Here is a 22,095-nt window from a genome sequence, read left to right on the forward strand (position 1 = left end):
TCCGGGCATGCCCGAGGGGCATACGATCCACCGCCTCGCCGCGGACCACGAGGAACGCTTCGCCGGCCGGGTGGTCCGCGCGAGCAGTCCGCAGGGCAAGTTCTCCGACGGCGCCGCCCTCCTGGACGGCGCCGTGATGGAGTCCGCGGAGGCCCACGGCAAGCACCTCTTCCTGGGGTTCGGCCCGGTCGGCTGGGTCCACGTCCACCTCGGGCTGTACGGGAAGTCCGGCTTCGGCACCGGGCCGGGCGGGGCCCCCGTCGGCCAGGTCAGGCTGCGCCTGGCCACCGACGAGCACCACGCCGACCTGCGTGGGCCGACGGCCTGCGAGCTGATCACCGGGGCCGAGAAGCAGGCGATACACGACCGGCTCGGCCCGGACCCGCTGCGGCCCGCCGACACCGGGGAGCGCGCCTGGGCCCGCGTGGCGCGCAGCCGCACCAGCGTCGCCGCGCTGCTCATGGACCAGAAGGTCGTCGCCGGCGTCGGCAACGTCTACCGTGCCGAGGTCCTCTTCCGCCACGGCGTCGACCCGTACCTGGCGGGACGCGACCTGGACCGCGCGCGGTGGGACGCGATCTGGGCCGATCTGGTCGCCCTGATGCGCGAGGGCGTGCGGAACAACCGCATCGACACCGTCCGCTCCGAGCACACCCCCGAGGCCATGGGCCGTCCGCCGCGCGTCGACGACCACGGCGGCGAGGTCTACGTCTACCGCCGTGCGGGGATGCCGTGCCACGTCTGCGGCACCGAGGTGCGCACCGCCTCCCTGGTGGCGCGCAACCTCTTCTGGTGCCCCGCCTGCCAGCCCGTCCGGGGCTGAGGCCGCCGGGCCGGAGGCACCCGCGTACGGGAGCACCCCGGCCGGTCGACACGGGCCCGAGCGGAACCCTAGAAACCGTGCGGCAGCCAGGGGGCGATGTCGCCGCCGAAGGCCACCGCGGCCTCCCGCAGCGCGCCCTGCCGCAGTTCCCGCACCCGGCCGGCCCGCGCCAGCGCGGTCAGCGAGACGCCGCCCAGGTAGGCCGCGCCCAGCTCGCGCACCGACAGCGCCAGGTCCGCGGCGTCCGCCGTCCGCTCGCACGTGGCGCCCTTGGTGTCGCCGCCGAGCCGCCAGCGGCCCTCGTTCCACGGGCAGAAGGGGTCCGAGACGTCCAGCACGACGTCCAGCGGGGCCGCGTACGTACGGGCCGACAGGGCCGCGCCCACCTCGACCGGGCGCAGCAGCAGGCCTTCCCTGACGCGCACGCCGCAGCGGCGCACGTCGTCGACCAGGTGCAGGACCGGGTCGTCGGCGGGACGGTTGCGCGCGGTGATGCGGCAGGTGAGGTCGATGCCGAACAGGTAGCGCCACAGCGCGGCATATGTGTCCGGATCCAGTGCCTCCAGGTCGCGCAGCACCACCGTTCCGTCCGGTCCGGCCGCGTTCCAGGAGGACTTCACCGCGTACCGCGTGTAGCCCCGCACCTCGCCGTCGCGTTCGGCGACCACGCAGAGCAGTTTCGACGCGCCGTCCCGGAACGCCTCCGGGTCGAGCACGCCCTTGCGCTCCCAGTTCGGCCGCCGCTCCAGCATGCCCGGCCGGGTGGGCACCTGCCGTGCGTAGACCTCCTCGCAGGCCGCCAGGGCCTCCTGCGGGTCGGCGAAGCGCAGAGTGACCCCGTCGGCGCCCGCGGGGACGGTGAGGCCGGCCCGCAGGGTGTCGACCTCCAGGGTCGTCTGGCGGGTGGCGACCTCGTAGCCGTACCGGCCGTAGATCGCCGGCTCGGACGCGGTGAGCACCGCAAGGGGCTCGCCCAGTTCGTGCACCTCGTCCAGCTGCCGCCGCATCATCGAGGTCAGCAGCCCGCGTCGGCGGTGCGTCGAGGCGACGCTGACCATGGTGACGCCCGCCGCCGGGACCACGGCGCCGCCCGGCACCGCCATGCGGAAGGAGAACGCCCCCGCGGTGCCGACGACCTCCGCGCCGTCCCAGGCCGCGATCGACCGGGAGAACTCGGTCACCCCGCGGTCGAACTCCCGCTCCTCCGTCGGCCAGACCGCGCTGCCGAACGCGCGTTCCAGCGTGCTGAACCACTCGTCCCACTGTTCGGACTCGAGAACCCGCAACTCCACCGTCATGTGCCCTGCCTATCAGCCGCCCCGGGGGCGGGCGAACGGTTTTCGCCGGTCGTGGCGGCGAATCGGCGCACCATGAGGGGCACCTCCGATGCGGAGAACGGGTGAGGGTGGATAGGGTCGCCGGGAACATGGCACGACGCCCGGTAGGAGACGGATTCGGGGCCCGGTGGCGCAGGACGGTCCACCGGGCCCGCGTAGGCCTGCGCAAATCCGCCGTGGACTACTTCCGCGGCGACGCGGCCGACTGGCTGGCCCTGACCGTCCTGACGATCAGCGTCCCGCTGATCGCCTGGGCCACGGTGCTGGCGCCGCAATGGTGCCCGCCCACCACCCTGGTGCTGCCCGTCCTCGTCGGCGGCCTGCTGCTGCGCCCCTCCAGCCTCCTGCTGCTGTACGGGGCGAGCGCCGCCGCGATGGTCGTGGAGTCCGCCGTCCTCGGCCCGTACCGCGACGGCGTCGGCCGGGTGACGCCGGGCACCGTGCTGGTGGTGGCGGCCGTGGCGCTGGCCGGGCTGATCGTCGCGCAGTTCCGCGCCCGGGTCGGCGTGCCCTGGATGCGCGGCGGCACGATGCTCTTCGACCTGCGCGAGCGCATCCGGGTGCAGAGCAGGCTGCCGCGGCTGCCCGACGGCTGGCACGCCGAGATGGCGCTGCGGCCGGCCGGCGGCCAGTCCTTCTCCGGCGACTTCGTGGTGGCCACCCGTACCTCGGGCGGGCGGATCCTGGAGGCCGTCCTCACCGACGTGTCGGGCAAGGGCATGGACGCCGGCTCCCGCGCCCTGCTGCTCTCCGGCGCCTTCGGCGGCCTGCTCGGCTCACTGCCGCCGCACGCCTTCCTCACCGCCGCCAACGGCTACCTGCTCCGGCAGAACTGGGACGAGGGCTTCGCCACCTCGGTCCACCTGGTGCTGGACGTGGAGACGGGCGACTACGAGCTGCTCTCCGCGGGCCACCTGCCGGGCATGCAGCTCAGCGCGGGCACCGGCCGCTGGGAGGAGAAGGCGGCCGAGGGCCCGCTGCTGGGGGTGTACGACGGCGCCGAGTTCAACGGCGTGAAGGGCACGCTGCGCTCCGGCGACGTCCTGCTGCTCTTCACCGACGGCCTGGTCGAGGCCGCCGGCCGCGACCTCACCGAAGGCATCGACCGGCTCATCGGCGAGGCCGACCGGTACGTCGCGCACGGCTTCCGCGGCGCGGCCTGGCAGCTGATCGAGGCGGTCGCCAAGGACGTCAACGACGACCGCGCCCTGCTCATCGTGTGCCGGGACTAGCCGCCGGCCGGAACGCCCAGGACATCTTCGGCTCCATCGCGAAGCGGAACAGCCGCTGCACCGGCGGGGTGCACAGCGCGGTGACCACCACGACGGCGATCGCGGTCACCGCGACCTGGCCCGGCGGGGTGTGGATCCAGTCGTGGTCGTACCAGCTGCCGAAGCGCGAGCCCTTGGCGAGGAAGCCGTGCAGCAGGTACCCGTAGAGCGTGCCGGCGCCGAGGGCCGTGAACCACATGCGGCGGCGTGGCACCCAGGCGAAGAAGCACACCGTCAGCGCCAGGGAGCAGCAGAACAGCGCCAGCGTCATGACCGGCCCCGTCCACCAGGGCGCGCCCAGCTCCTGGGCGCTCGTGCGGTGGTAGAGCCAGGCCCGGTTCAGCCGGGGCACCACCCAGTAGGAGACGACCAGCGCGGCGAGCCCCACCGGAACGGACAGCACGCGCACCACCCGGCGCCGGGCGAGGTGGAAGTGCTCCGCCTTCAGGCACATGCCGAGCACGAAGAACGGCAGGAACTGCAGGACGCGCTGGAGTTCCAGGTCGGCGCCGATGGTCGGGGTGACGGACGCCGCGGCCGCGATCACCAGGGCGACCGCGACCGGCTGCCGGACGATCCGCCAGATGGGGGCGGTGAGGCGCCAGATGAAGAGGGCGGCGAGGAACCAGGTGAGGTACCAGGGGTCGAGCAGGCTCAGCGGCTGCGGCGCCGCGTCGTCGGCCCAGTTCCTGAAGAGCGAGTAGGCGGCCTCGAAGAGCAGGTACGGGACGGCGACGCCGGTGATCAGTCTCCTGACGCGGTCCGGCCGGGCGTCGAAACTCTTCGAGAAGTAGCCGGAGATGACGATGAAGGCCGGCATGTGGAACGCGTACACGAGGATGTAGAGCGCGCCGGCGGCCCTGCTGTGCCCGGTGAGCGGTTCCCAGGCGTGGCCCATCGCGACCAGGACGATCGCGAGGTACTTGGCGTTGTCGAAGAACGGGTCGCGCCCGGCGGAGGGTACGGAGGCCGTGGCGGGCGCGGAGGACCCCGCGGGGGCGGCCGGCCCGGGGCCGGGGACCGCCTCCTTGCGGGGAGCGGGGAGAACGGAATTCCCGGTCTGGGTCCTGCCGGGGGACAGGCTGTTCGTGCGGTGGGGCTGGAACATCTGATGCACCATAGCGGGCGCCTCTGCCTGAGTAAATTCTCGATCGGAATGGCGGTAGCGGCGCTGCTACCCCGGAATGCATGTGTCATGCCACTGTCCGTTCCATGATGCTATGGGCGGTCATATAAGGGTTGAACAGGGCATATCGGCAGACGGGTTGGCGTCTGTGCAGGTTTTTTGATGATCGTTTGTGTGGCAAGTGCATGTGCGGGGAAATAGCTTGGGGGAAATTCACTCGAACGTGCCATGCAATTGCGAGATTAGCCTCATCCGAAGTGATCAGAAGTGATCGCGATGTCCTGCGTCACAGGTGTGCGACCCCGGCGCGCGGGGAAGGGGTGTCCCGCGGGGTCACGGTGTCGGTGGCAGGTGGCACGATGGACGTCGCGGGGGTGCGGCTGCGTGGCTCCCCCCGGAACGGTGAGGCGTCAGACCGAGGATGTGATCCCCAGTGGCCATCTCCCTGTCCGTGGTGCTGTTGTTGGCGATCATCATGATCGTCCTGATAAGGGGCAAGACGCTCAAGGTCGGTCCGGCCATCGTTGCCGCGCTCTTCGGCTTCTTCCTTGCCTCCACGGGCATGGCGCCGGCGATCAACAAGTTCCTCGACTCGTTGGCGGACACCATCAACCAGATAAACCTCTGAGCGGTCCCCGTCACAGGTCACCCGTCACCCGTCACCCGGCGCGGTGGCCGCACCGGGTGACGGGGAGTCAGGCGACGGCCGGTGTGCGGTCCTCGGCCGTCCCGATGATGCGGCGCAGCGCGGCGGCCCGCTCCTGCGGGCCCCGGGCGGACAGCAACGCCGTCAGTACGGCGATGCGGGCCTGCCCCGCGCGCAGCGTCCCGGCCAGCACACCGCCGGCCGCGGCGAGGTCCACCGCGCCGCCCCCTGTGTACATCGGCGCCACCGGCCCGGCCGCCACCCGGGTGCTCACGGCGACCAGCACCCCGGCCTCCACCGCGCGGCGCACCGCCGCCACGAAATCGGGCGTCGCGTTGCCCGCGCCGGTGCCGACCAGCACGATGCCCTCGGCCCCCGCGCCCAGCGCGGCCTCGAAGAGCACGGGGTCGGCGTCCACGTGGTGCATCACGACGTCGACGCGCGGCGCCGCGACATGTGCGTCCGGCAGCGGCAGCGCCGCGGCACGCGGCCGCGGGGCGCCCCAGGCGATCTCGCCGAACTTCACCCGTCCCAGCGGCCGGCCCGAGGGGTCGGCGAAGGCCTGGACGTCCAGGGTGTGTGCCTTGACCGTGCCCCGGGCGGCGTGCACGAAGCCGCCGAAGGCGATGACCACACCGATGTCCTCGCCGGTCGCGGCGGTCAGCAGCGCGTCGTAGAGGTTGCCCGCGGCGTCCCCGTCCACGGCGTCCAGCGGGAGCTGGGCGCCGGTGAAGACCACCGGGCGCCGGTCGTCGTGGTGGAGGTCCAGGAGGAAGGCGGACTCCTCCATGGTGTCGGTGCCGTGGGTCACCACGACGCCGTCCACGGCCGGGTCCGCCAGCACCTCGTGGACCGTCCGCAGCAGTTCCAGCTGGTGGGCGGAGGTCAGCCGCGAGCTGTTCACGGTGAACAGGTCGCGCACGGTCACCTCGACGCCTTCGGGGATCGCGCCCGCCGCCAGCACCTCGTGGCCGGCGGCCTCGGCCGCGTACCCAGCCCCCTGCCACCGGCTGGCGATCGTGCCGCCGGTGCCGATCACGACGATGTGCTTCACGTGTCCCTCACTCGTGCGTTCGCCTGACCTCTCCGCAGCAAGGATATGCGGTGAACCCCGGCATCGGATTGCCAATCAGCCCGCGTAGATCGGCGAGACGTGGTATCTATCGCCCCCATGGATGCCATCGACAGAAGAATCTTGCGCGAGCTCCAGGCCGACGGCCGGCTCACCAACCAGGAACTGGCCGCCCGCGTCGGCCTCACCCCCTCCCCGTGCCTGCGCAGGGTGCGCCAGCTGGAGGAGGACGGGGTGATCCAGAGCTACCGGGCCGTCGTCGACCCGGCCGCCGTCGGCCGCGGCTTCGAGGTCTTCGCCTCCGTCGAGGTACGGCGGGACCGCGAGTCCGTCGCCGCCTTCGAGGAGCAGGTGCAGGCCATCCCCGACATCGTCGAGGCCTACCGGCTCTACGGCGCGCCCGGCTGCCTGCTGCGGATCGCGGTGGCCGACAGCGACGCCTACGAGCGCTTCTGGACCGAGAAGCTGATCGCCCTGCCGGGCGTGAGCGAGGTGAACTCGCAGATGATCATGAAGCGGATCAAGGGCCCGAAGGGTGTGCCGGTCGGCTAGGGCCCGGGTTCACCGGGGTCCGGGTTCAATGGGCCGGTGGACTACCAGCGTTTCCTCGAGCAGGCCATGGCCGCGGCCCTTCCGGAGCTCGGCCGCGGCAAGGTCGCCGACTACATCCCCGCCCTCGCGGCCGCCGACGCCGGCGCCTTCGGCATGGCCCTGGCCACCGTCGGGGGCGAGGTCCACGGCGTCGGGGACTTCGCCGAGCCGTTCTCCGTCCAGAGCGTCTCCAAGCTCTTCACGCTCGCCCTGGCGCTCCACCACGGCGGCGACGCCCTGTGGCGCCGCGTCGGCCGCGAGCCCTCGGGCAACCCCTTCAACTCGCTCATCCAGCTGGAGACCGAACAGGGCGTCCCCCGCAACCCCTTCATCAACGCCGGAGCCCTGGTCGTCACCGACGCCCTGCTGACCCTCACCGGCGACGCCTCGGGCGCCGTACGCGAACTGCTGCGCGCCGAGTCGGGCAACCCGGCCCTCGCCACCGCCCCGGCGGTCGCCGCCTCCGAGGCCGCCCACGGCCACCGGAACGCCGCCCTGGCGCACTTCCTCGCGCACTTCGGCAACCTGCACAACCCCGTGGACACCGTCCTGGAGCACTACTACGCCCACTGCGCCCTCGAGGCCTCCTGCCGCGACCTCGCCCTTGCGGGCTGCTTCCTCGCCCGGCACGGACTGCGCGCCGACGGCGACCGGCTGCTGTCCCGCACCGACGCCAAACGCCTCAACGCCGTGCTGCTCACCTGCGGCACCTACGACGCCGCGGGGGAGTTCGCCTACCGCGTGGGCCTGCCCGGCAAGAGCGGTGTCGGCGGGGCCATCCTCGCCGTCCTCCCGGGCCGGGGCGCCCTGTGCGCCTGGAGCCCCGGCCTCGACCCGGCCGGCAACTCCGTCGGCGCCATGGCCGCCCTCGACGCGTTCACCACCGCCACCGGGCTGTCGGTGTTCTAGACGGAGCCCGGGGCGCGTCCCAGCGCGTCCCGCACCGCCTCCTGCGAGCGCGCGACCACCGCCGTGCCGTCCTCGGCGGTGATGATGGGACGCTGGATCAGCCGGGGGTGCGCCGCCAGCGCCCCGATCCAGCGCTCCCGCTCACCCGGCTCGCGCGGCCACTCCTTCAGTCCCAGTTCCTTCGCCTCGGCCTCCTGGGTCCGCACGATGTCCCACGGCTCCAGCCCGAGCCGCTCCAGCACCGTCCGGATCTCGTCCGTGTCCGGCGGGTCCTCCAGGTAGCGCCGCACGGTGTACCGCGCGCCCTCCTCGTCCAGCAGGTGCAGCGCGGAGCGGCACTTCGAGCACGCGGGGTTGATCCAGATCTCCATGCCGCCAATGTAGTGAGGCGCTCAGCGGTCGTCGCGCCCGTCGTCGCGCAGCCTGCGCCAGATGCGGGTGCGGTGGAGCACGTAGACGGCGACGGACAGGACGAGCGCCTGCAGCCCCACGGCGAGCAGCCAGAAGACGATCTTGCTCTCCAACTCATCGGTCATGTAGGTGAAGTTCATGCCGAAGAAGCCGGTCAGGAAGGTCAGCGGAAGGAAGATCGTCGACACGATGGCCAGCCGGTTGATCACACCGTTCTGCTCGCCGGACACCAGGGAGGAGTAGCTGGCGAACGCCCGCCGGGCGGCGTCCTGGAGCGACTCGATGCTGGAGAGCACCATCCGCGCGGCCCGCTGGTACGAGGCGGCCAGCCGCTGCCGCTCCTCCGGGAAGCTGCCGCTCATCATCCGCCGGGTGATGGTCTCGTCGGTCGCCTGCAGGTACGGCAGCAGGGCGTGGTGCAGCAGTGCCGCGCGCCGCCGCAGCCGCGCCAGCCGGTACACCTGCTGCGGGTTCCGGCTCTCGAACATCTCGTCCTCGAGGTCCTCCACCTGCAGCAGCGCTTCCACGGCGGACTTGCGGAAGGTCTCCAGGGCGTCCTCCAGCAGCAGGAAGAGCGTGGCGGTGGTGTCCGCGGGCCGCTCGTGCGGCAGCCGGGTGATGAACCGCCCGAGGAGCGTGTTCGGCCCCCGGTGGACCGTGACCAGGTACCGCCCGGTCACGAAGACGTGGAGGTGGACGACCTCGTCGTCCTCGATGACCGGTACGACGAACCGGGCGTTGTCCCCGTGGAACTCCGCCCGCGCGCTCTCGCCCTCCCTGCCCAGCCACGCCAGGTCCTCGGCCTCCAGGCCGAGTTCGTGGGCGATCGGCGGCTCGTCGGGCCGTCCTTCCCCGGGCACCTCGATGTCCACGAGGAGGAAGCGCGACGCCGCGAGCCGCTCCCGCGCCTCCGACACGGCGGCGCGGGCGACGGTGCCCTCGGGCATCGACACCACCGTAACGATCATCGTTCCTCACCGTGGATCACCGGCACACCTCCCAGCCTGCGCAGACTCCGGCGTCCACGCATGCGGAGGTGCCCGGTACAGGGGATCCGCGGTACCGGCGGGCCGTCTTTTAACGAGCCCCCGGTCCCATGTCAAGCCCCGAAATGCAGCGACGTGACGCGGGCGGAGCACCGGGGCTTACTGGAGTCAAGAGGTCGCGCAATACCGACCGAAAGGAATCACCGGGACATTCCCCCGGTGCCGGGTCACCCGAAAAGGGGTCATCCGGAATCCCCGCCCCGCATCGCCTGAGGAGAACCGCCATGTCCCGCACCCGCAAGATCGTCATGCTGACCGCCGCCACCACCCTCGCCGCCGGTGGCGCCCTGCTCCCGACCAGCGCGTTCGCGGCCGCCCCCGCCCACGTCAGCGCCGCCCAGGCCGCGCCCCAGCAGCACAGCCTTCACGTCAGTGACGGCGGCGGGGTGAACAACAACATCCCCCTCTTCAACAACACCGGTGGTTTCTTCGGAGGCCAGGTGAACAACAACATCCCGGTCTTCAACAACGGCGGCGGTGGTTTCTTCGGAGGCGGGGTGAACAACAACATCCCGATCTTCAACAACGGGGGTGGCGGTTTCTTCGGGGGCGGGGTGAACAACAACATCCCGGTCTTCAACAACTGACCCCTCAATCCACCACCCAGGCGCGGCCGGCCCCCACCCCGGCCGCGCCGCTCCGTTGGGGTGATCCGGCAAGCCGCCCGCACGTCCTTGAGCGGCGATCGGACACACTCCGGGAGATCCCCGACACGTAGTGTGACGCCGGTTGGGCTGCGGCGTCATTTCGAGTTTGGCGTGGCGCAACCTTCCGGATGGGCCTCGGTCGTCGCGGTGTAAGATCCCCGCTCGGCTCTCGACCCTTGGGGCGGGGCGCTCCGTGAGACCGAACCGTGTGGTAGGGGCGGCTCCAGAGACGGTTTTCCCTTTTCTTCCGGATCTTGACTTTTGCGTCAGCGATCCACATTGCAGAAAGTGGCGGATCGCCTGCAGTCGGGCCGTTCGCCGGTGTGATCAGAGGTGCGCTTCAGGCTGCGTGAGGGCCCGAGCGTGGGAATCCAGAGAAAGGCAGGCTGTGCGCAACGAACAAGAGGATCGCTTGGGCACGCTTCCTCGCCCACTGCCCGAAACCTGGGCGGCGACGCCTCTGACCGTGGTCATGCCGACCTACAACGAGGCAGCCAATCTGCCGGGAATGGTCGATCTGCTCATGGGCCTCGCCCTGCCCGGGCTGCGACTGCTCGTTGTCGACGACTCCAGTCCAGACGGTACGGGCGACCTCGCGGAGGACCTCGCGGCGCGATTCAACGAGGCCGGCGACCCACCCCGAATCTCCGTCCTGCACCGAGCCGAGAAGAACGGCCTCGGCCGTGCCTACAGCGCCGGCATGAGCCTGGCGGTGGCCGAGGGCGCACACTACGTCCTGCAGATGGACGCCGACGGCAGCCATCCCTCCTCGAAGATCCCCGAGATGCTCGGCGTCGCACTGTCGACGGGCGCCGGCGTGGTGATCGGATCCCGGTACGTGCAGGGCGGCAGTCTCTCCGAGGCATGGGGCCTGCACCGCAAGCTGTTGTCGCGCTGGGCGAACACCTATGCCGGGACCATCCTCGGTACCCGGATCCGCGACATTACCGGCGGCTTCAACCTCTGGCAGGCCGATGTGCTGCGGGCCATCGACCTGGCCTCCGTCGACTCGGCCGGCTACAGCTTCCAGGTGGAGATGAAGTACCGGGCGCTGCGCCGGGGCGTAGGAGCCATGGAGGTGCCGATCCACTTCGAAGACCGCACGATCGGCGAGTCGAAGATGAATCTGGCGGTCCAACTGGAGTCGATCGTCATGCCGTGGAAGCTGCGGGCGCGCAGGGCTCCGGGCGAGCACTCGTGATACGCACCGGCGCAGTCCAGGACCGCGCCCCAGCCCCCACCCGCGGGCACGGACAACCGGTGGCTGCCACGCGCTTGTCCACCGCTGTGTCGGTTGCCGTCGCCGTGCTGCTCGGCATATTCCTGCTCCTGGTCGTGGTGAAGCTGCCGTGGAACGGCGACCTGGGAGTTCACGCGGCGACCTTGCAGCGGCTCTCGCATTCCCCGGGGGACCCCGGGAACCCGATGGTGGACTCGGACACCACCAGCCCCTATTACTCGCCGTGGATGCTCCTGCTCGGGTTGCTGGCAGAAGTCACCGGATGGCCGGTGTTCGGGGTGCTCAGGATCGCCGCACTGATCGCCCTGCCGCTGCTCATCTCCGGGATCTGGCGATTCGCCCGATCACTGGCCCGCCCCGGTGGGGTCGCACTCGCCGGGCCGCTCGCCGTGCTCTGCATCCTGCTGCTCTGGGGCACCACGGAGTTCTCCTGGAGCGGCTTCGTCGGGCTCAGCTCGCTCTCCCTGACCTGCTCGTACCCGTCCACCTTCGCCCTCGGCTGCGCCTTCCACCTGTGGGCATGGCTCCACCGTCAACTGGGGTCCGGACGTGGACCGACCTGGACGGCCGCGCTCGCCATGGGACTCCTGTGGGCGGTGACCCTGCTGAACCACCAGTTCACCGGGGTCATAGCGACCCTCGGGGTGCTGGCCCTGCTCGGCGGAGCGCGCCCCTGGCCCGCGCGGAGCGTCTGGCTGCGGCTGGGCACCGGGGCGCTGTGCGGAGTGGCACTGCTCGCCCTGTGGCCCTACTACGACTTCTTCGCGCTGGCCGGGGTGGGTGGTCTGGAGGCGATCCACGAGCCGCTCTACCACCGTTTGACGGTCCGGTTCGGCCTGGTGCTGCTGGGCGTGGCGGCGCTGGCCCTGCGTGCCCGCCGGGACCTGCGGGATCCCCTGGTGCTGTTCTTCCTCTCCGGCGCGGCGGTCTTCGCCGCGGGTGGGCTCACCGGACACTACTCGTGGGGACGGGCGCTGCCGGCGGCATTGATCCCGGCGCAGCTGGCGGCCGCTCTGGAAGCCGCTGGGGCCGGGCGGCGGAGCGTCGCCCGCGGATTCGCGTTGCTCGTCGCCGCGGCCCTGCTGGTGGGCGCGTGGGCCCAGCGTGGCGCGCTCGGCTACGTCGTGCCGCCCCGACTGCTGCCAGGACCGGTCGCCGAGGCCTACCGAACGCCATGGCCCGGCTACGCCTGGGCGACCGACCGGATGAACTGGGGCGATGTGGTGATGGCGCGGGAGCGGCCCGGCCGGCAACTGCCCGCCTACGGCCCGTACACCGTGGCGCCTGGCTACCCCGATTTCTTCCTGCCCGACCAGCGCCGGCGACTCGCCGACACGGCCCGCTTCTATTCCCCGGCGACAAGCCGGCAGGAACAGGAACGGATCCTGACCCGGTGGAAGGTGCGCTGGGTGCTTCTGGACCGAGGTGACCCCGCCCCACCGCGCGGTTTGCTCTCCCTGGTTGCCGAGGGGACCGACGGGCAGCGCCTTTACAGCGTCCACGCGCAGTAGGTGATGCGTCGTCGTGACCACGGTGGCCCGCCCGATCCCCTCGATGCGGTGGCGGCCGTCCGTGGGCACGGAGATTGCCGTACTCCCGTGCTGTACGGCGTGCATCGGGGACTCACGCGACGGCTCCGCACATGTCAATCGGGTTCAGCGGGTTCGTGCTTGACGAGCCCTGCGCTGACGCCGCCCCTCGGGACGCTGCGCCTGGAACGCCGCGGTACAAGGCGCTCGTCCTCCTGGCCGACTTCCACGGCCTCCGATGGGGTGAGTTGATCGGCCTGCGTCATCAAGATGGTGACCTCGACCACGGCGATCCGCGTACGCCGTTCGGTGGCCGAGCTCACCAGCGGGCAACGGGTCTGCAAGGCACCCAAGAGCGAAGCAGACAAGCGCGGAGACCGGCGCCGCCGGGCGTGTCTTCGCCGGGGCGAAAGGCGCCGTGAATCGTCAAGGCTGTGAAGCGGGGATCGCGCCGACAGGGGCACCTGGCGGGCACGGACGACTGGTCCGGCCGAGGAACGACGAAGGCCCAGGACCGGGGTAAACTCCCCTGACCTGGGCCTTCGTGTGCAGAGCGGGCGACGGGAATCGAACCCGCGTAGCCAGTTTGGAAGACTGGGGCTCTACCATTGAGCTACGCCCGCAACGGCCAGTCATTCTGGCACATCAGATCGTAGCCGATCGACCCGGCTCCCGCGTACGGCATATGTGGCCGTCAGGGTGTGCGGAGGCATGTACTCTACGTGTCGCACCGACGGGGTGTGGCGCAGCTTGGTAGCGCGTCCGCTTTGGGAGCGGAAGGTCGTCGGTTCGAATCCGGCCACCCCGACCAGTGCTCGGCCGCCCTGTGCCGAGCAGGGCCCGGCCGCAGGATTGTGGTACCGGTAGGATGGGTCGTCGGCCACTGGAACGCGGAAAAGCCAGGTCGAACACCAGCCGCCCCGCACGATCGCCGAGCGGCCGCCCATCAACGTAAAGCCCCCAAGGAGACCCAACCGTGAAGAGCGCCGTCGAGACTCTGAACCCGACCCGGGTTCGACTCACTGTCGAGGTGCCCTTCGAGGAGCTCAAGCCCAGCCTCGACGCGGCGTACAAGAAGATCAACCAGCAGGTCACGGTGCCGGGCTTCCGTAAGGGCAAGATCCCCGCGCGCGTCATCGACCAGCGGTTCGGCCGTGGCGCGGTCCTCGAAGAGGCCATCAACGACGCACTGCCCAAGTTCTACACGGAGGCGGTCAACGAGGGCGAGCTCAACGTCCTCGGCCAGCCCGAGGTGGACATCACCGAGTTCAACGACGGCCAGGAGCTGAAGTTCACCGCCGAGGTGGACATCCGCCCGGTCATCGAGATCCCGGACTACTCCGGCATCGAGGTCACCGTCGACGCCGTCGAGGTGTCCGACGAGGACGTCGACAAGGCCTTGGAGCAGCTGCGCGAGCGCTTCGCCTCCACCACCGTCGTGGAGCGTGCCGCCGCCGACGGCGACGTCGTCGTCGTCGACCTGGAGGCCTCGGTCGAGGGCGAGGTGCTGGAGGACGGCGTCGCCAGCGGCGTCACCTACACCATCGGCTCCGGCCAGCTGCTCGACGGCATCGACGAGGCCGTCACCGGCCTGGAGGCCGGCGGTTCGGCCACCTTCACCTCCGAGCTCAAGGGCGGCTCCGCCGCCGGCAAGGAGGCCCAGGTCAAGGTGGACGTCACCACCGTCCAGGCCCGTGAGCTGCCCGAGCTGGACGACGACTTCGCCCAGCTGGCGAGCGAGTTCGACACCCTCGAGGAGCTCCGCGCCGACGCCGTGAAGCGCCAGGAGCGCATCAAGCAGTACGACCAGGCCACCCAGGCCCAGGAGAAGGTGCTGGACGCCCTCCTGGAGCTGGTCGACATCCCGCTGCCGGAGAAGCTGCTCAAGGACGAGATCGAGACCCGCGTCCACAACCTGGAGCACCACCAGTTCCCGGCCGCGGGCCTGGACTGGGACTCCTTCCTGGAGAACGAGGGCAAGACCCGCGAGGAGTACGACCAGGAGATCGAGGGGCAGGCGAAGAAGGGCATCAAGACCCAGTTCGTCCTGGACGAGCTCGTCTCCACCGAGAAGCTCTCGGTCAACCAGGAGGAGCTCACCGAGCACCTCATGCGCCGTGCCGCCTCCTCCGGCATGAGCCCGGACCAGTTCGCCCAGGCGGTCGTCGAGGGCGGCCAGGTGCCGCTGCTCGTCGGCGAGGTCGCCCGCGGCAAGGCGCTGGCCCTGGTCGTCGAGGCCGCCACGGTCAAGGACACCAACGGCGAGGTCGTCGACCTGGAGGACGAGGAGGACGAGACCGGCGAGACGGTCGAGGCCACCTCCGAGGACACGGACGCCGAGACCGCCAAGGGTGAGGGCTCCGAGGCCTGAGCCTCGCCCCGCAGCACCATCCGACGGGCCCGGACGACCAGTTCGTCCGGGCCCGCTCTGCTCGGTTTCGCTCTCCGCTTACACCCTGCCTGCGCTGACAGCGAACAGTTCCGCGTGGGGGATTGCTGGGCCCCACCTGCGCGTTAGGGTCCGTAAGTACGAGGGCCCGTGCCCTACGAGAAGACCCTGTGACGGCGTCCGCGCCGTCCGACAACGAGCAGGTGGATACGTGACGACTCCGATGCCTTCCGCCGCCGGCGAGCCGACCATCGGTGGCCTCGGCGACCAGGTCTACAACCGGCTGCTCGGCGAGCGGATCATCTTCCTCGGCCAGCCGGTGGACGACGACATCGCCAACAAGATCACCGCGCAGCTGCTCCTCCTTGCCGCCGAGCCGGACAAGGACATCTACCTCTACATCAACAGCCCCGGCGGTTCCGTGACGGCCGGCATGGCGATCTACGACACCATGCAGTTCATCAAGAACGACGTGGTCACCATCGCCATGGGCCTCGCGGCCTCCATGGGCCAGTTCCTGCTGACGGCCGGTACCCCCGGCAAGCGCTTCTCGCTGCCGAACACCGACATCCTGATGCACCAGCCCTCCGCCGGCCTCGCCGGCTCGGCCTCCGACATCAAGATCCACGCCGAGCAGCTGCTGCGCACGAAGAAGCGCATGGCCGAGCTCATCGCGGAGCACTCCGGCCAGAGCGTCGAGGCGATCACCCGTGACTCCGACCGCGACCGCTGGTTCTCCGCCGACGCGGCCAAGGAGTACGGCCTGATCGACGACGTCATCACGCACGCCGTGAACGTGCCGGGCGGCGGCGGCACCGGGGCCTGACCGGGCCTGACGCCCGTACTGCCCCGCAGGACCGACCCCAGCCCACTGCTCATCTTCAGGACGGTGAACGTGACCACCCAGAACTTCCCCGGCAGCGGCATGTACGACCGCGCGAACGCCGCCGAGGCCCGGTACGTGGTGCCGCGCTTCGTGGAGCGCACCTCGCAGGGCATCCGCGAGTACGACCCGTACGCGAAGCTCTTCGAGGAGCGTGTGATCTTCCTCGGGGTGCAGATCGACGACGCCTCCGCCAACGACGTCATGGCGCAGCTGCTGTGCCTGGAGTCGATGGACCCGGACCGCGACATCTCGGTCTACATCAACAGCCCCGGCGGCTCCTTCACGGCGCTGACGGCCATCTACGACACGATGCAGTTCGTGAAGCCCGACATCCAGACGGTCTGCATGGGCCAGGCGGCCTCCGCCGCGGCCGTGCTGCTCGCCGCCGGCACGCCCGGCAAGCGGATGGCGCTGCCGAACGCCCGCATCCTGATCCACCAGCCGTACAGCGAGACCGGCCGCGGCCAGGTCTCGGACCTGGAGATCGCCGCCAACGAGATCCTGCGGATGCGGGCCCAGCTGGAGGAGATGCTGGCCAAGCACTCCAGCACCCCGATCGAGAAGATCCGCGACGACATCGAGCGCGACAAGATCCTCACGGCCGAGGAAGCCCTCTCCTACGGTCTGGTCGACCAGATCGTCTCGACCCGCAAGGGTTCGGCGGTCGCGGTCTGACGCCCGGCAGGGCATTCTGCGACAAGAAGTCCCCTCTTGGAGCCGCGGGGTTGTGCAGGTCACGGCCCAGTAGCTCCAAGGGGGGCCCGCACTGGGGGCGCGGCAAGGTACCGTCGATAGGCAAGCACCAGGACTCGTCGAACTGACGGGACCCAGGCGAAGGGGAAGCACCTCGTGGCACGCATCGGTGACGGCGGCGATCTGCTCAAGTGCTCGTTCTGCGGAAAGAGCCAGAAGCAGGTGAAGAAGCTCATCGCAGGACCCGGTGTGTACATCTGCGACGAGTGCATCGACCTCTGCAACGAGATCATCGAGGAGGAGCTCGCCGAGTCCTCCGAGGTGCGGTGGGAGGACCTGCCGAAGCCGCGCGAGATCTACGAGTTCCTCGAGAGCTACGTCGTCGGCCAGGAGCCGGCGAAGAAGGCGCTCTCCGTGGCGGTCTACAACCACTACAAGCGGGTGCAGGCCGGTGAGAACGGCGGCGGCCGCGGTCACGACGACGGCATCGAGCTCGCCAAGTCCAACATCCTGCTGCTCGGTCCCACGGGCTCGGGCAAGACCCTGCTGGCCCAGACCCTGGCCCGGATGCTGAACGTGCCGTTCGCCATCGCGGACGCCACCGCGCTGACCGAGGCCGGGTACGTCGGCGAGGACGTCGAGAACATCCTGCTCAAGCTGATCCAGGCGGCCGACTACGACGTCAAGAAGGCCGAGACGGGGATCATCTACATCGACGAGATCGACAAGGTCGCCCGCAAGAGCGAGAACCCGTCGATCACGCGCGACGTCTCGGGCGAGGGCGTGCAGCAGGCGTTGCTGAAGATCCTGGAGGGCACCACCGCCTCGGTGCCGCCGCAGGGCGGGCGCAAGCACCCGCACCAGGAGTTCATCCAGATCGACACCACCAACGTGCTCTTCATCGTCGGCGGTGCCTTCGCCGGCCTGGAGAAGATCATCGAGTCGCGGGCCGGCGCCAAGGGCATCGGTTTCGGCGCGACCATCCGCTCCAAGCGGGAGATCGACTCCGCCGACCAGTTCTCCGAGGTCATGCCGGAGGACCTGGTGAAGTTCGGCATGATCCCCGAGTTCATCGGCCGTCTGCCGGTCATCACCAGCGTGCACAACCTCGACCGTGAGGCGCTGCTGCAGATCCTGGTGGAGCCGCGCAACGCCCTGGTCAAGCAGTACCAGCGGCTCTTCGAGCTCGACGGCGTCGAGCTCGAGTTCGAGCGCGGCGCCCTGGAGGCCATCGCCGACCAGGCCATCCTCCGCCAGACCGGCGCCCGGGGCCTGCGCGCCATCATGGAGGAGGTGCTGATGTCGGTGATGTACGAGGTGCCCTCGCGCAAGGACGTCGCCCGCGTCGTCATCAGCGAGGACGTCGTCCACTCCAACGTGAACCCGACCCTGGTCCCGCGCGAGCCCCGCATCATCGGCAAGGGCGAGCAGAAGAGCGCGTAGCGCACCCCGGCACACGAAAGGGGGCGCCCGGCAGCTGCCGGGCGCCCCCTTCGCCGTACGGGCGGGTCACTTCGTGACGCGGACCTCGTCGCGGATCTTCACGGTGCTGTCCGCCCACTCCGTGAGGGAGGGGGGCTCGGTGGCGCCGGTGATGTCGACGTTCATGTCCATGGCCATGGCGACCGTGCTGTCGTCGGCCCATGCGCAGTACGGGAAGCTGACCCCGGCCGAGCCGATCGTGCCGCACTTCATGATGTCGCCGTCGAAGCCCGAGGGGTGGACCTCCTTCGGGGCCTCGCCACCGGAGCTGCCGGCCTTGGAGGTGAAGGCGGCGAGCATCTTGTCGAGCACGCTGCCCGGGTCGCTGACGTCACCGTAGGCGCCGGTGACGATCAGCTGCTCGGTGGCGCCCTTCTTGTAGTTTCCGGAGACCGTGGTGGCGTCGTCGATGCCGGTGTCGTCCCCGGTCTCGCCGTTGCTGAGTCCGGGGTCGTTGCCGGACTTGGTGTACTGACCGTCCAGCAGCGTGGCCGGCATGACGAGCTTGTGGTCACCGCCGCTGCCGCCGCTGCCCGTGAGGGCGAGGACGCCGCCGCCTATGACCGCGACGGCGACCACGACGCCGACCACGATCCCGATGATCTTGCCCTTGCCCCCGGACGACGGCGGCGGCGGGGCACCCCAGGCGCCGGGCTGCTGGCCATAGGGGCCCGGCTGCTGGGCGTACGGGCCGGGCTGCTGGGCGTACGGGCCGGGCTGCTGCGGGTGGCCGTAGCCCGGGGCCGGCTGCGGGGCCGTGGGCTGCTGCGGGTAGCCGTAGCCCGGTGCGGGCTGCTGGGGCGGGCCGGGCGGGACCGGTGGCTGCTGGGGGTGGCCGGGCTGGCCCCCGTAGCCAGGCTGGCCGCCGTAACCCGGCTGTGGCGGCGGCTGGTTGAAGCTCATCGGTGAGTCCCCTCGTTGAACTGCTGTCTCCTCGTGCTCATCCTTGCGGATTGTTTAGGCCGTCTTTACACCGACCTCGTCAGGACTTGGTAACAAGACGGTGCAGATGCCCGGTTGATCACCCCGACCACCGGTGCGGACGGGTACCGCCGACCCGTCCGATCTGCCGGTTCCCCATCAGGAGTCCCTCGTCCGGTGGTGGTTCGGACGCGGCGGCCGTCCCCCCGGAGACCGGCGGGGGTCTCCCGGCTCCCGGCCCCGGCCGCCCGGCGCAGCCGGGGGCGGCACCACGCGCCCCCGGATCCGGACCGCGAGCGCCCCCTGCCGGGCCCCGCGGCGGGCGCGCGTCGCCGGGGCCCCGTCCCGCCCCTCGCGCCCGGGCACCGGTGGATTCGTAACGGGGCCCGCCCCGCCCGTAAACTGAGCGCCGTGACCGACAACACTCAGCAGGCCGCCGAGAGCGGACCGAACAGCGCGACCCCCGAACTGCCGACCCAGTACGCGCCGGCCGAGGTAGAGGGGCCCCTGTACGAGCGCTGGGTAGAGCGCGGTTACTTCGAGGCCGACGCCAAGAGCGGCAAGAAGCCGTACACCGTCGTCATCCCGCCGCCGAACGTCACCGGCAGCCTCCACCTGGGCCACGCCTTCGAGCACACGCTGATCGACGCCCTCACCCGCCGCAAGCGGATGCAGGGGTACGAGACGCTGTGGCAGCCCGGCATGGACCACGCCGGCATCGCCACGCAGAACGTCGTCGAGCGCGAGCTCGCCAAGGAGGGCAAGTCCCGCCACGACCTCGGCCGCGAGGCGTTCATCGAGCGCGTCTGGCAGTGGAAGGCGGAGTCCGGCGGGCAGATCTCCGGGCAGATGAGGCGCCTCGGTGACGGCGTCGCCTGGTCGCGTGAGCGTTTCACCATGGACGAGGGCCTGTCCAAGGCCGTCCAGACCATCTTCAAGAAGCTCTACGACGACGAGCTCATCTACCGCGCCGAGCGCATCATCAACTGGTGCCCGCGCTGTCTGACGGCCATCTCGGACATCGAGGTCGAGTACCAGGACGACGACGGCGAGCTGGTCTCGATCCGCTACGGCGAGGGCGAGGACTCCATCGTCGTCGCGACGACCCGCGCCGAGACGATGCTCGGCGACACCGCCGTCGCCGTCCACCCGGAGGACGAGCGCTACCGGCACCTCGTCGGCCGCGAGATCGAGCTGCCGCTCACCGGCCGCCGCATCCCGGTCGTCGCCGACGAGCACGTCGACCCGCAGTTCGGCACGGGCGCCGTCAAGGTCACGCCCGCACACGACCCGAACGACTTCGAGATCGGCCAGCGCCACGGTCTGCCGAACCTCGCCGTCATGGACGAGCGCGCGGTCATCACCGCGCACGGCCCCTTCCAGGGACTGGACCGCCTGGAGGCCCGCTCCGCCATCGTCGCCGCGCTGCGCGCCGAGGGCCGGATCGTCGCCGAGAAGCGCCCGTACGTCCACTCCGTCGGCCACTGCTCGCGCTGCAAGACCACCATCGAGCCGCGGTTGTCCATGCAGTGGTGGGTCAAGGTCGGCCCGCTGGCGAAGGCCGCGGGTGACGCCGTCCGCGACGGCAAGGTCAAGATCCACCCCCAGGAGATGGAGAAGCGGTACTTCGACTGGGTCGACAACCTCCACGACTGGTGCATCTCGCGCCAGCTGTGGTGGGGTCACCGCATCCCCGTCTGGTACGGACCGGACGGCGAGATCGTCTGCGTCGGTCCCGACGAGGAGCCCCCGGGCGGCGAGGGCTGGACCCAGGAGACCGATGTCCTCGACACCTGGTTCTCCTCCGGTCTGTGGCCGTTCTCCACGCTCGGCTGGCCCGAGGAGACCGAGAGCCTCGCGAAGTTCTATCCGAACTCCGTCCTGGTCACCGGGTACGACATCCTCTTCTTCTGGGTCGCCCGGATGATGATGTTCGGTCTCTACGCCATGGACGGCACCCCGCCGTTCCACACCATCGCCCTGCACGGCATGGTCCGCGACCAGTTCGGCAAGAAGATGTCGAAGTCCTTCGGCAACGCGGTCAACCCGCTGGACTGGATGGATACCTACGGCTCCGACGCGCTGCGCTTCACGCTCGCGCGCGGCGCCAACCCCGGCACCGACGTGCCGATCGGCGAGGACTGGGTCCAGGGCTCCCGCAACTTCACCAACAAGATCTGGAACGCCACGCGCTTCGCGCTGATGAACGGCGCCACGGTCGGGGGCGACCTGCCCGCGCCCGAGGAGATGTCGGCCACCGACCGCTGGATCCTGTCCCGGCTGAACGCCACGGTCGCCGAGGCCGACGCGCTCTACGACGACTACCAGTTCGCCAAGCTCAGCGACGTCCTCTTCCACTTCGCGTGGGACGAGGTCTTCGACTGGTACGTCGAGCTGTCCAAGACCACCTTCCTGGCGGGCGGCCGCCCGGCCGAGGTCTCCCGGCGCGTGCTGGGCGAGGTCCTGGACAAGCTGCTGCGACTGCTCCACCCGGTGGTCCCCTTCGTCACCGAGACGCTGTGGACCACGCTGACCGGGCGCGAGTCGGTCGTCGTCGCCGACTGGCCGGCCGACTCCGGCTTCCGCGACGCGGCCGCAGAGAAGGAGATCGCGGCGGTGCAGTCGCTGGTCACCGAGGTCCGGCGGTTCCGCGCCGACCAGGGCCTGCAGCCGGGCCAGAAGGTCCCGGCCCGGCTCGACCTCGGCTCCACCGGCCTGGAGGCCCATGAGGCGGCGGTCCGCCAGCTGCTGCGCCTGCAGCCGGAGGGCGAGGGCTTCACCGCGACGGCGACCCTCCCGGTCGCGGGCGCGACGGTCGCGCTGGACCTCTCCGGGGCGATCGACGTCGACGCCGAGCGGAAGCGGCTCGCGAAGGACCTGGCCGCCGCCGAGAAGGAGAAGGCGCAGGCCACGGCGAAGCTGGGCAACGAGGCCTTCCTCGCGAAGGCACCGGAGCCCGTCGTCGCCAAGATCCGCACCCGCCTGGAGGCGGCCGAGGCGGACATGGCCCGCATCACCGCGCAGCTGTCCTCGCTGCCGCAGGGCTGACGCACCCGGGGTGGGCAGGCGGAAACGC

Annotated in this window: 19 protein-coding genes and 2 tRNA genes; 14 read left to right on the forward strand and 7 right to left on the reverse strand. The window is 70.6% G+C overall.

Features of this window, described 5'->3' with window-relative positions:
* Positions 1–7 precede the first annotated feature (7 nt).
* Complete coding sequence (locus ACFV3E_RS05355; RefSeq protein WP_500533480.1) at positions 8–823, forward strand: Fpg/Nei family DNA glycosylase; 816 nt, start codon at positions 8–10, stop codon at positions 821–823.
* 68 nt (positions 824–891) lie between these two features.
* On the opposite strand, the gene ACFV3E_RS05360 is transcribed toward ACFV3E_RS05355, so the two are convergent.
* Positions 892–2,121 (reverse strand): GNAT family N-acetyltransferase, encoded by a 1,230-nt coding sequence (locus ACFV3E_RS05360; protein ID WP_500533481.1) that lies wholly within the window; start codon positions 2,119–2,121, stop codon positions 892–894.
* A 128-nt stretch (positions 2,122–2,249) separates the two neighbouring features.
* Between ACFV3E_RS05360 and ACFV3E_RS05365 the strand changes: the two genes are divergently transcribed.
* Positions 2,250–3,392 carry a PP2C family protein-serine/threonine phosphatase gene (locus ACFV3E_RS05365; protein ID WP_500533482.1) on the forward strand — a complete coding sequence of 381 codons (1,143 nt, stop codon included), beginning with the start codon at positions 2,250–2,252 and terminating at the stop codon, positions 3,390–3,392.
* Here the strand turns inward: ACFV3E_RS05365 and ACFV3E_RS05370 are convergent.
* The gene (locus tag ACFV3E_RS05370; protein ID WP_500533483.1) at positions 3,373–4,539 is read right to left on the reverse strand and encodes an acyltransferase family protein; all 1,167 of its coding nucleotides are present in this window, start codon (positions 4,537–4,539) and stop codon (positions 3,373–3,375) included. The genes ACFV3E_RS05365 and ACFV3E_RS05370 overlap by 20 nt on opposite strands.
* Positions 4,540–4,990: 451 nt before the next feature.
* On the opposite strand from ACFV3E_RS05370, the gene ACFV3E_RS05375 reads away from it, so the two are divergent.
* Entirely contained in the window at positions 4,991–5,185 is a 195-nt protein-coding gene (locus tag ACFV3E_RS05375; RefSeq protein WP_361795409.1) for a hypothetical protein, read from the forward strand.
* 67 nt (positions 5,186–5,252) lie between these two features.
* On the opposite strand, the gene ACFV3E_RS05380 is transcribed toward ACFV3E_RS05375, so the two are convergent.
* Positions 5,253–6,257 (reverse strand): asparaginase, encoded by a 1,005-nt coding sequence (locus ACFV3E_RS05380; protein WP_500533484.1) that lies wholly within the window; start codon positions 6,255–6,257, stop codon positions 5,253–5,255.
* 117 nt (positions 6,258–6,374) lie between these two features.
* Between ACFV3E_RS05380 and ACFV3E_RS05385 the strand changes: the two genes are divergently transcribed.
* Positions 6,375–6,827, forward strand: a complete 453-nt coding sequence (locus ACFV3E_RS05385; protein WP_500369548.1) for an Lrp/AsnC family transcriptional regulator — start codon at positions 6,375–6,377, stop codon at positions 6,825–6,827.
* Positions 6,828–6,863: 36 nt separating this feature from the next.
* Positions 6,864–7,775, forward strand: coding sequence for a glutaminase (locus tag ACFV3E_RS05390; protein WP_500533485.1), 912 nt, complete (start codon positions 6,864–6,866; stop codon positions 7,773–7,775).
* Here ACFV3E_RS05390 and ACFV3E_RS05395 read toward each other — a convergent pair.
* Entirely contained in the window at positions 7,772–8,146 is a 375-nt protein-coding gene (locus ACFV3E_RS05395; protein WP_500533486.1) for an arsenate reductase family protein, read from the reverse strand. The genes ACFV3E_RS05390 and ACFV3E_RS05395 overlap by 4 nt on opposite strands.
* Positions 8,147–8,167: 21 nt before the next feature.
* Entirely contained in the window at positions 8,168–9,133 is a 966-nt protein-coding gene (locus tag ACFV3E_RS05400) for a CorA family divalent cation transporter (RefSeq protein ID WP_500533487.1), read from the reverse strand.
* 323 nt (positions 9,134–9,456) lie between these two features.
* Between ACFV3E_RS05400 and ACFV3E_RS05405 the strand changes: the two genes are divergently transcribed.
* From ACFV3E_RS05405 to ACFV3E_RS05415, 3 genes are all read left to right on the forward strand, one after another.
* Positions 9,457–9,819, forward strand: coding sequence for a hypothetical protein (locus ACFV3E_RS05405; protein ID WP_500369554.1), 363 nt, complete (start codon positions 9,457–9,459; stop codon positions 9,817–9,819).
* 532 nt (positions 9,820–10,351) lie between these two features.
* A complete protein-coding gene (locus ACFV3E_RS05410; RefSeq protein WP_500372743.1) occupies positions 10,352–11,080 on the forward strand; it encodes a polyprenol monophosphomannose synthase in 729 nt (242 codons plus the stop codon).
* Between the two features lie 59 nt (positions 11,081–11,139).
* The gene (locus tag ACFV3E_RS05415; RefSeq protein ID WP_500533488.1) at positions 11,140–12,630 is read left to right on the forward strand and encodes a putative glycosyltransferase family protein; all 1,491 of its coding nucleotides are present in this window, start codon (positions 11,140–11,142) and stop codon (positions 12,628–12,630) included.
* A gap of 570 nt (positions 12,631–13,200) precedes the next feature.
* Here ACFV3E_RS05415 and ACFV3E_RS05420 read toward each other — a convergent pair.
* Positions 13,201–13,271, reverse strand: a tRNA-Gly gene (locus ACFV3E_RS05420).
* Between the two features lie 111 nt (positions 13,272–13,382).
* Here ACFV3E_RS05420 and ACFV3E_RS05425 point away from each other — a divergent pair.
* The 5 genes from ACFV3E_RS05425 to clpX all read left to right on the forward strand — a co-directional run bounded on the left by ACFV3E_RS05425 (position 13,383) and on the right by clpX (position 18,059).
* A tRNA-Pro gene (locus ACFV3E_RS05425) sits at positions 13,383–13,459 on the forward strand.
* 165 nt (positions 13,460–13,624) lie between these two features.
* On the forward strand, positions 13,625–15,019 hold the full coding sequence (gene tig, locus ACFV3E_RS05430) for a trigger factor (RefSeq protein WP_500533489.1): 1,395 nt from the start codon (positions 13,625–13,627) through the stop codon (positions 15,017–15,019).
* 241 nt (positions 15,020–15,260) lie between these two features.
* Entirely contained in the window at positions 15,261–15,863 is a 603-nt protein-coding gene (locus tag ACFV3E_RS05435; RefSeq protein ID WP_500372745.1) for an ATP-dependent Clp protease proteolytic subunit, read from the forward strand.
* A gap of 99 nt (positions 15,864–15,962) precedes the next feature.
* Positions 15,963–16,598 carry an ATP-dependent Clp protease proteolytic subunit gene (locus ACFV3E_RS05440; protein ID WP_500372746.1) on the forward strand — a complete coding sequence of 212 codons (636 nt, stop codon included), beginning with the start codon at positions 15,963–15,965 and terminating at the stop codon, positions 16,596–16,598.
* Between the two features lie 174 nt (positions 16,599–16,772).
* Positions 16,773–18,059: an ATP-dependent Clp protease ATP-binding subunit ClpX gene (clpX, locus tag ACFV3E_RS05445; RefSeq protein WP_329187895.1), complete on the forward strand. Its 1,287-nt coding sequence runs from the start codon at positions 16,773–16,775 to the stop codon at positions 18,057–18,059.
* A gap of 66 nt (positions 18,060–18,125) precedes the next feature.
* Here the strand turns inward: clpX and ACFV3E_RS05450 are convergent, their stop codons facing one another.
* Entirely contained in the window at positions 18,126–19,001 is an 876-nt protein-coding gene (locus tag ACFV3E_RS05450) for a hypothetical protein (RefSeq protein ID WP_500533490.1), read from the reverse strand.
* A gap of 429 nt (positions 19,002–19,430) precedes the next feature.
* On the opposite strand from ACFV3E_RS05450, the gene ACFV3E_RS05455 reads away from it, so the two are divergent.
* Positions 19,431–22,067 (forward strand): valine--tRNA ligase, encoded by a 2,637-nt coding sequence (locus tag ACFV3E_RS05455; protein ID WP_500533491.1) that lies wholly within the window; start codon positions 19,431–19,433, stop codon positions 22,065–22,067.
* Positions 22,068–22,095 lie beyond the last annotated feature (28 nt).

This window comes from Streptomyces sp. NPDC059718, from assembly GCF_042733315.1.
Taxonomy (GTDB): domain Bacteria; phylum Actinomycetota; class Actinomycetes; order Streptomycetales; family Streptomycetaceae; genus Actinacidiphila.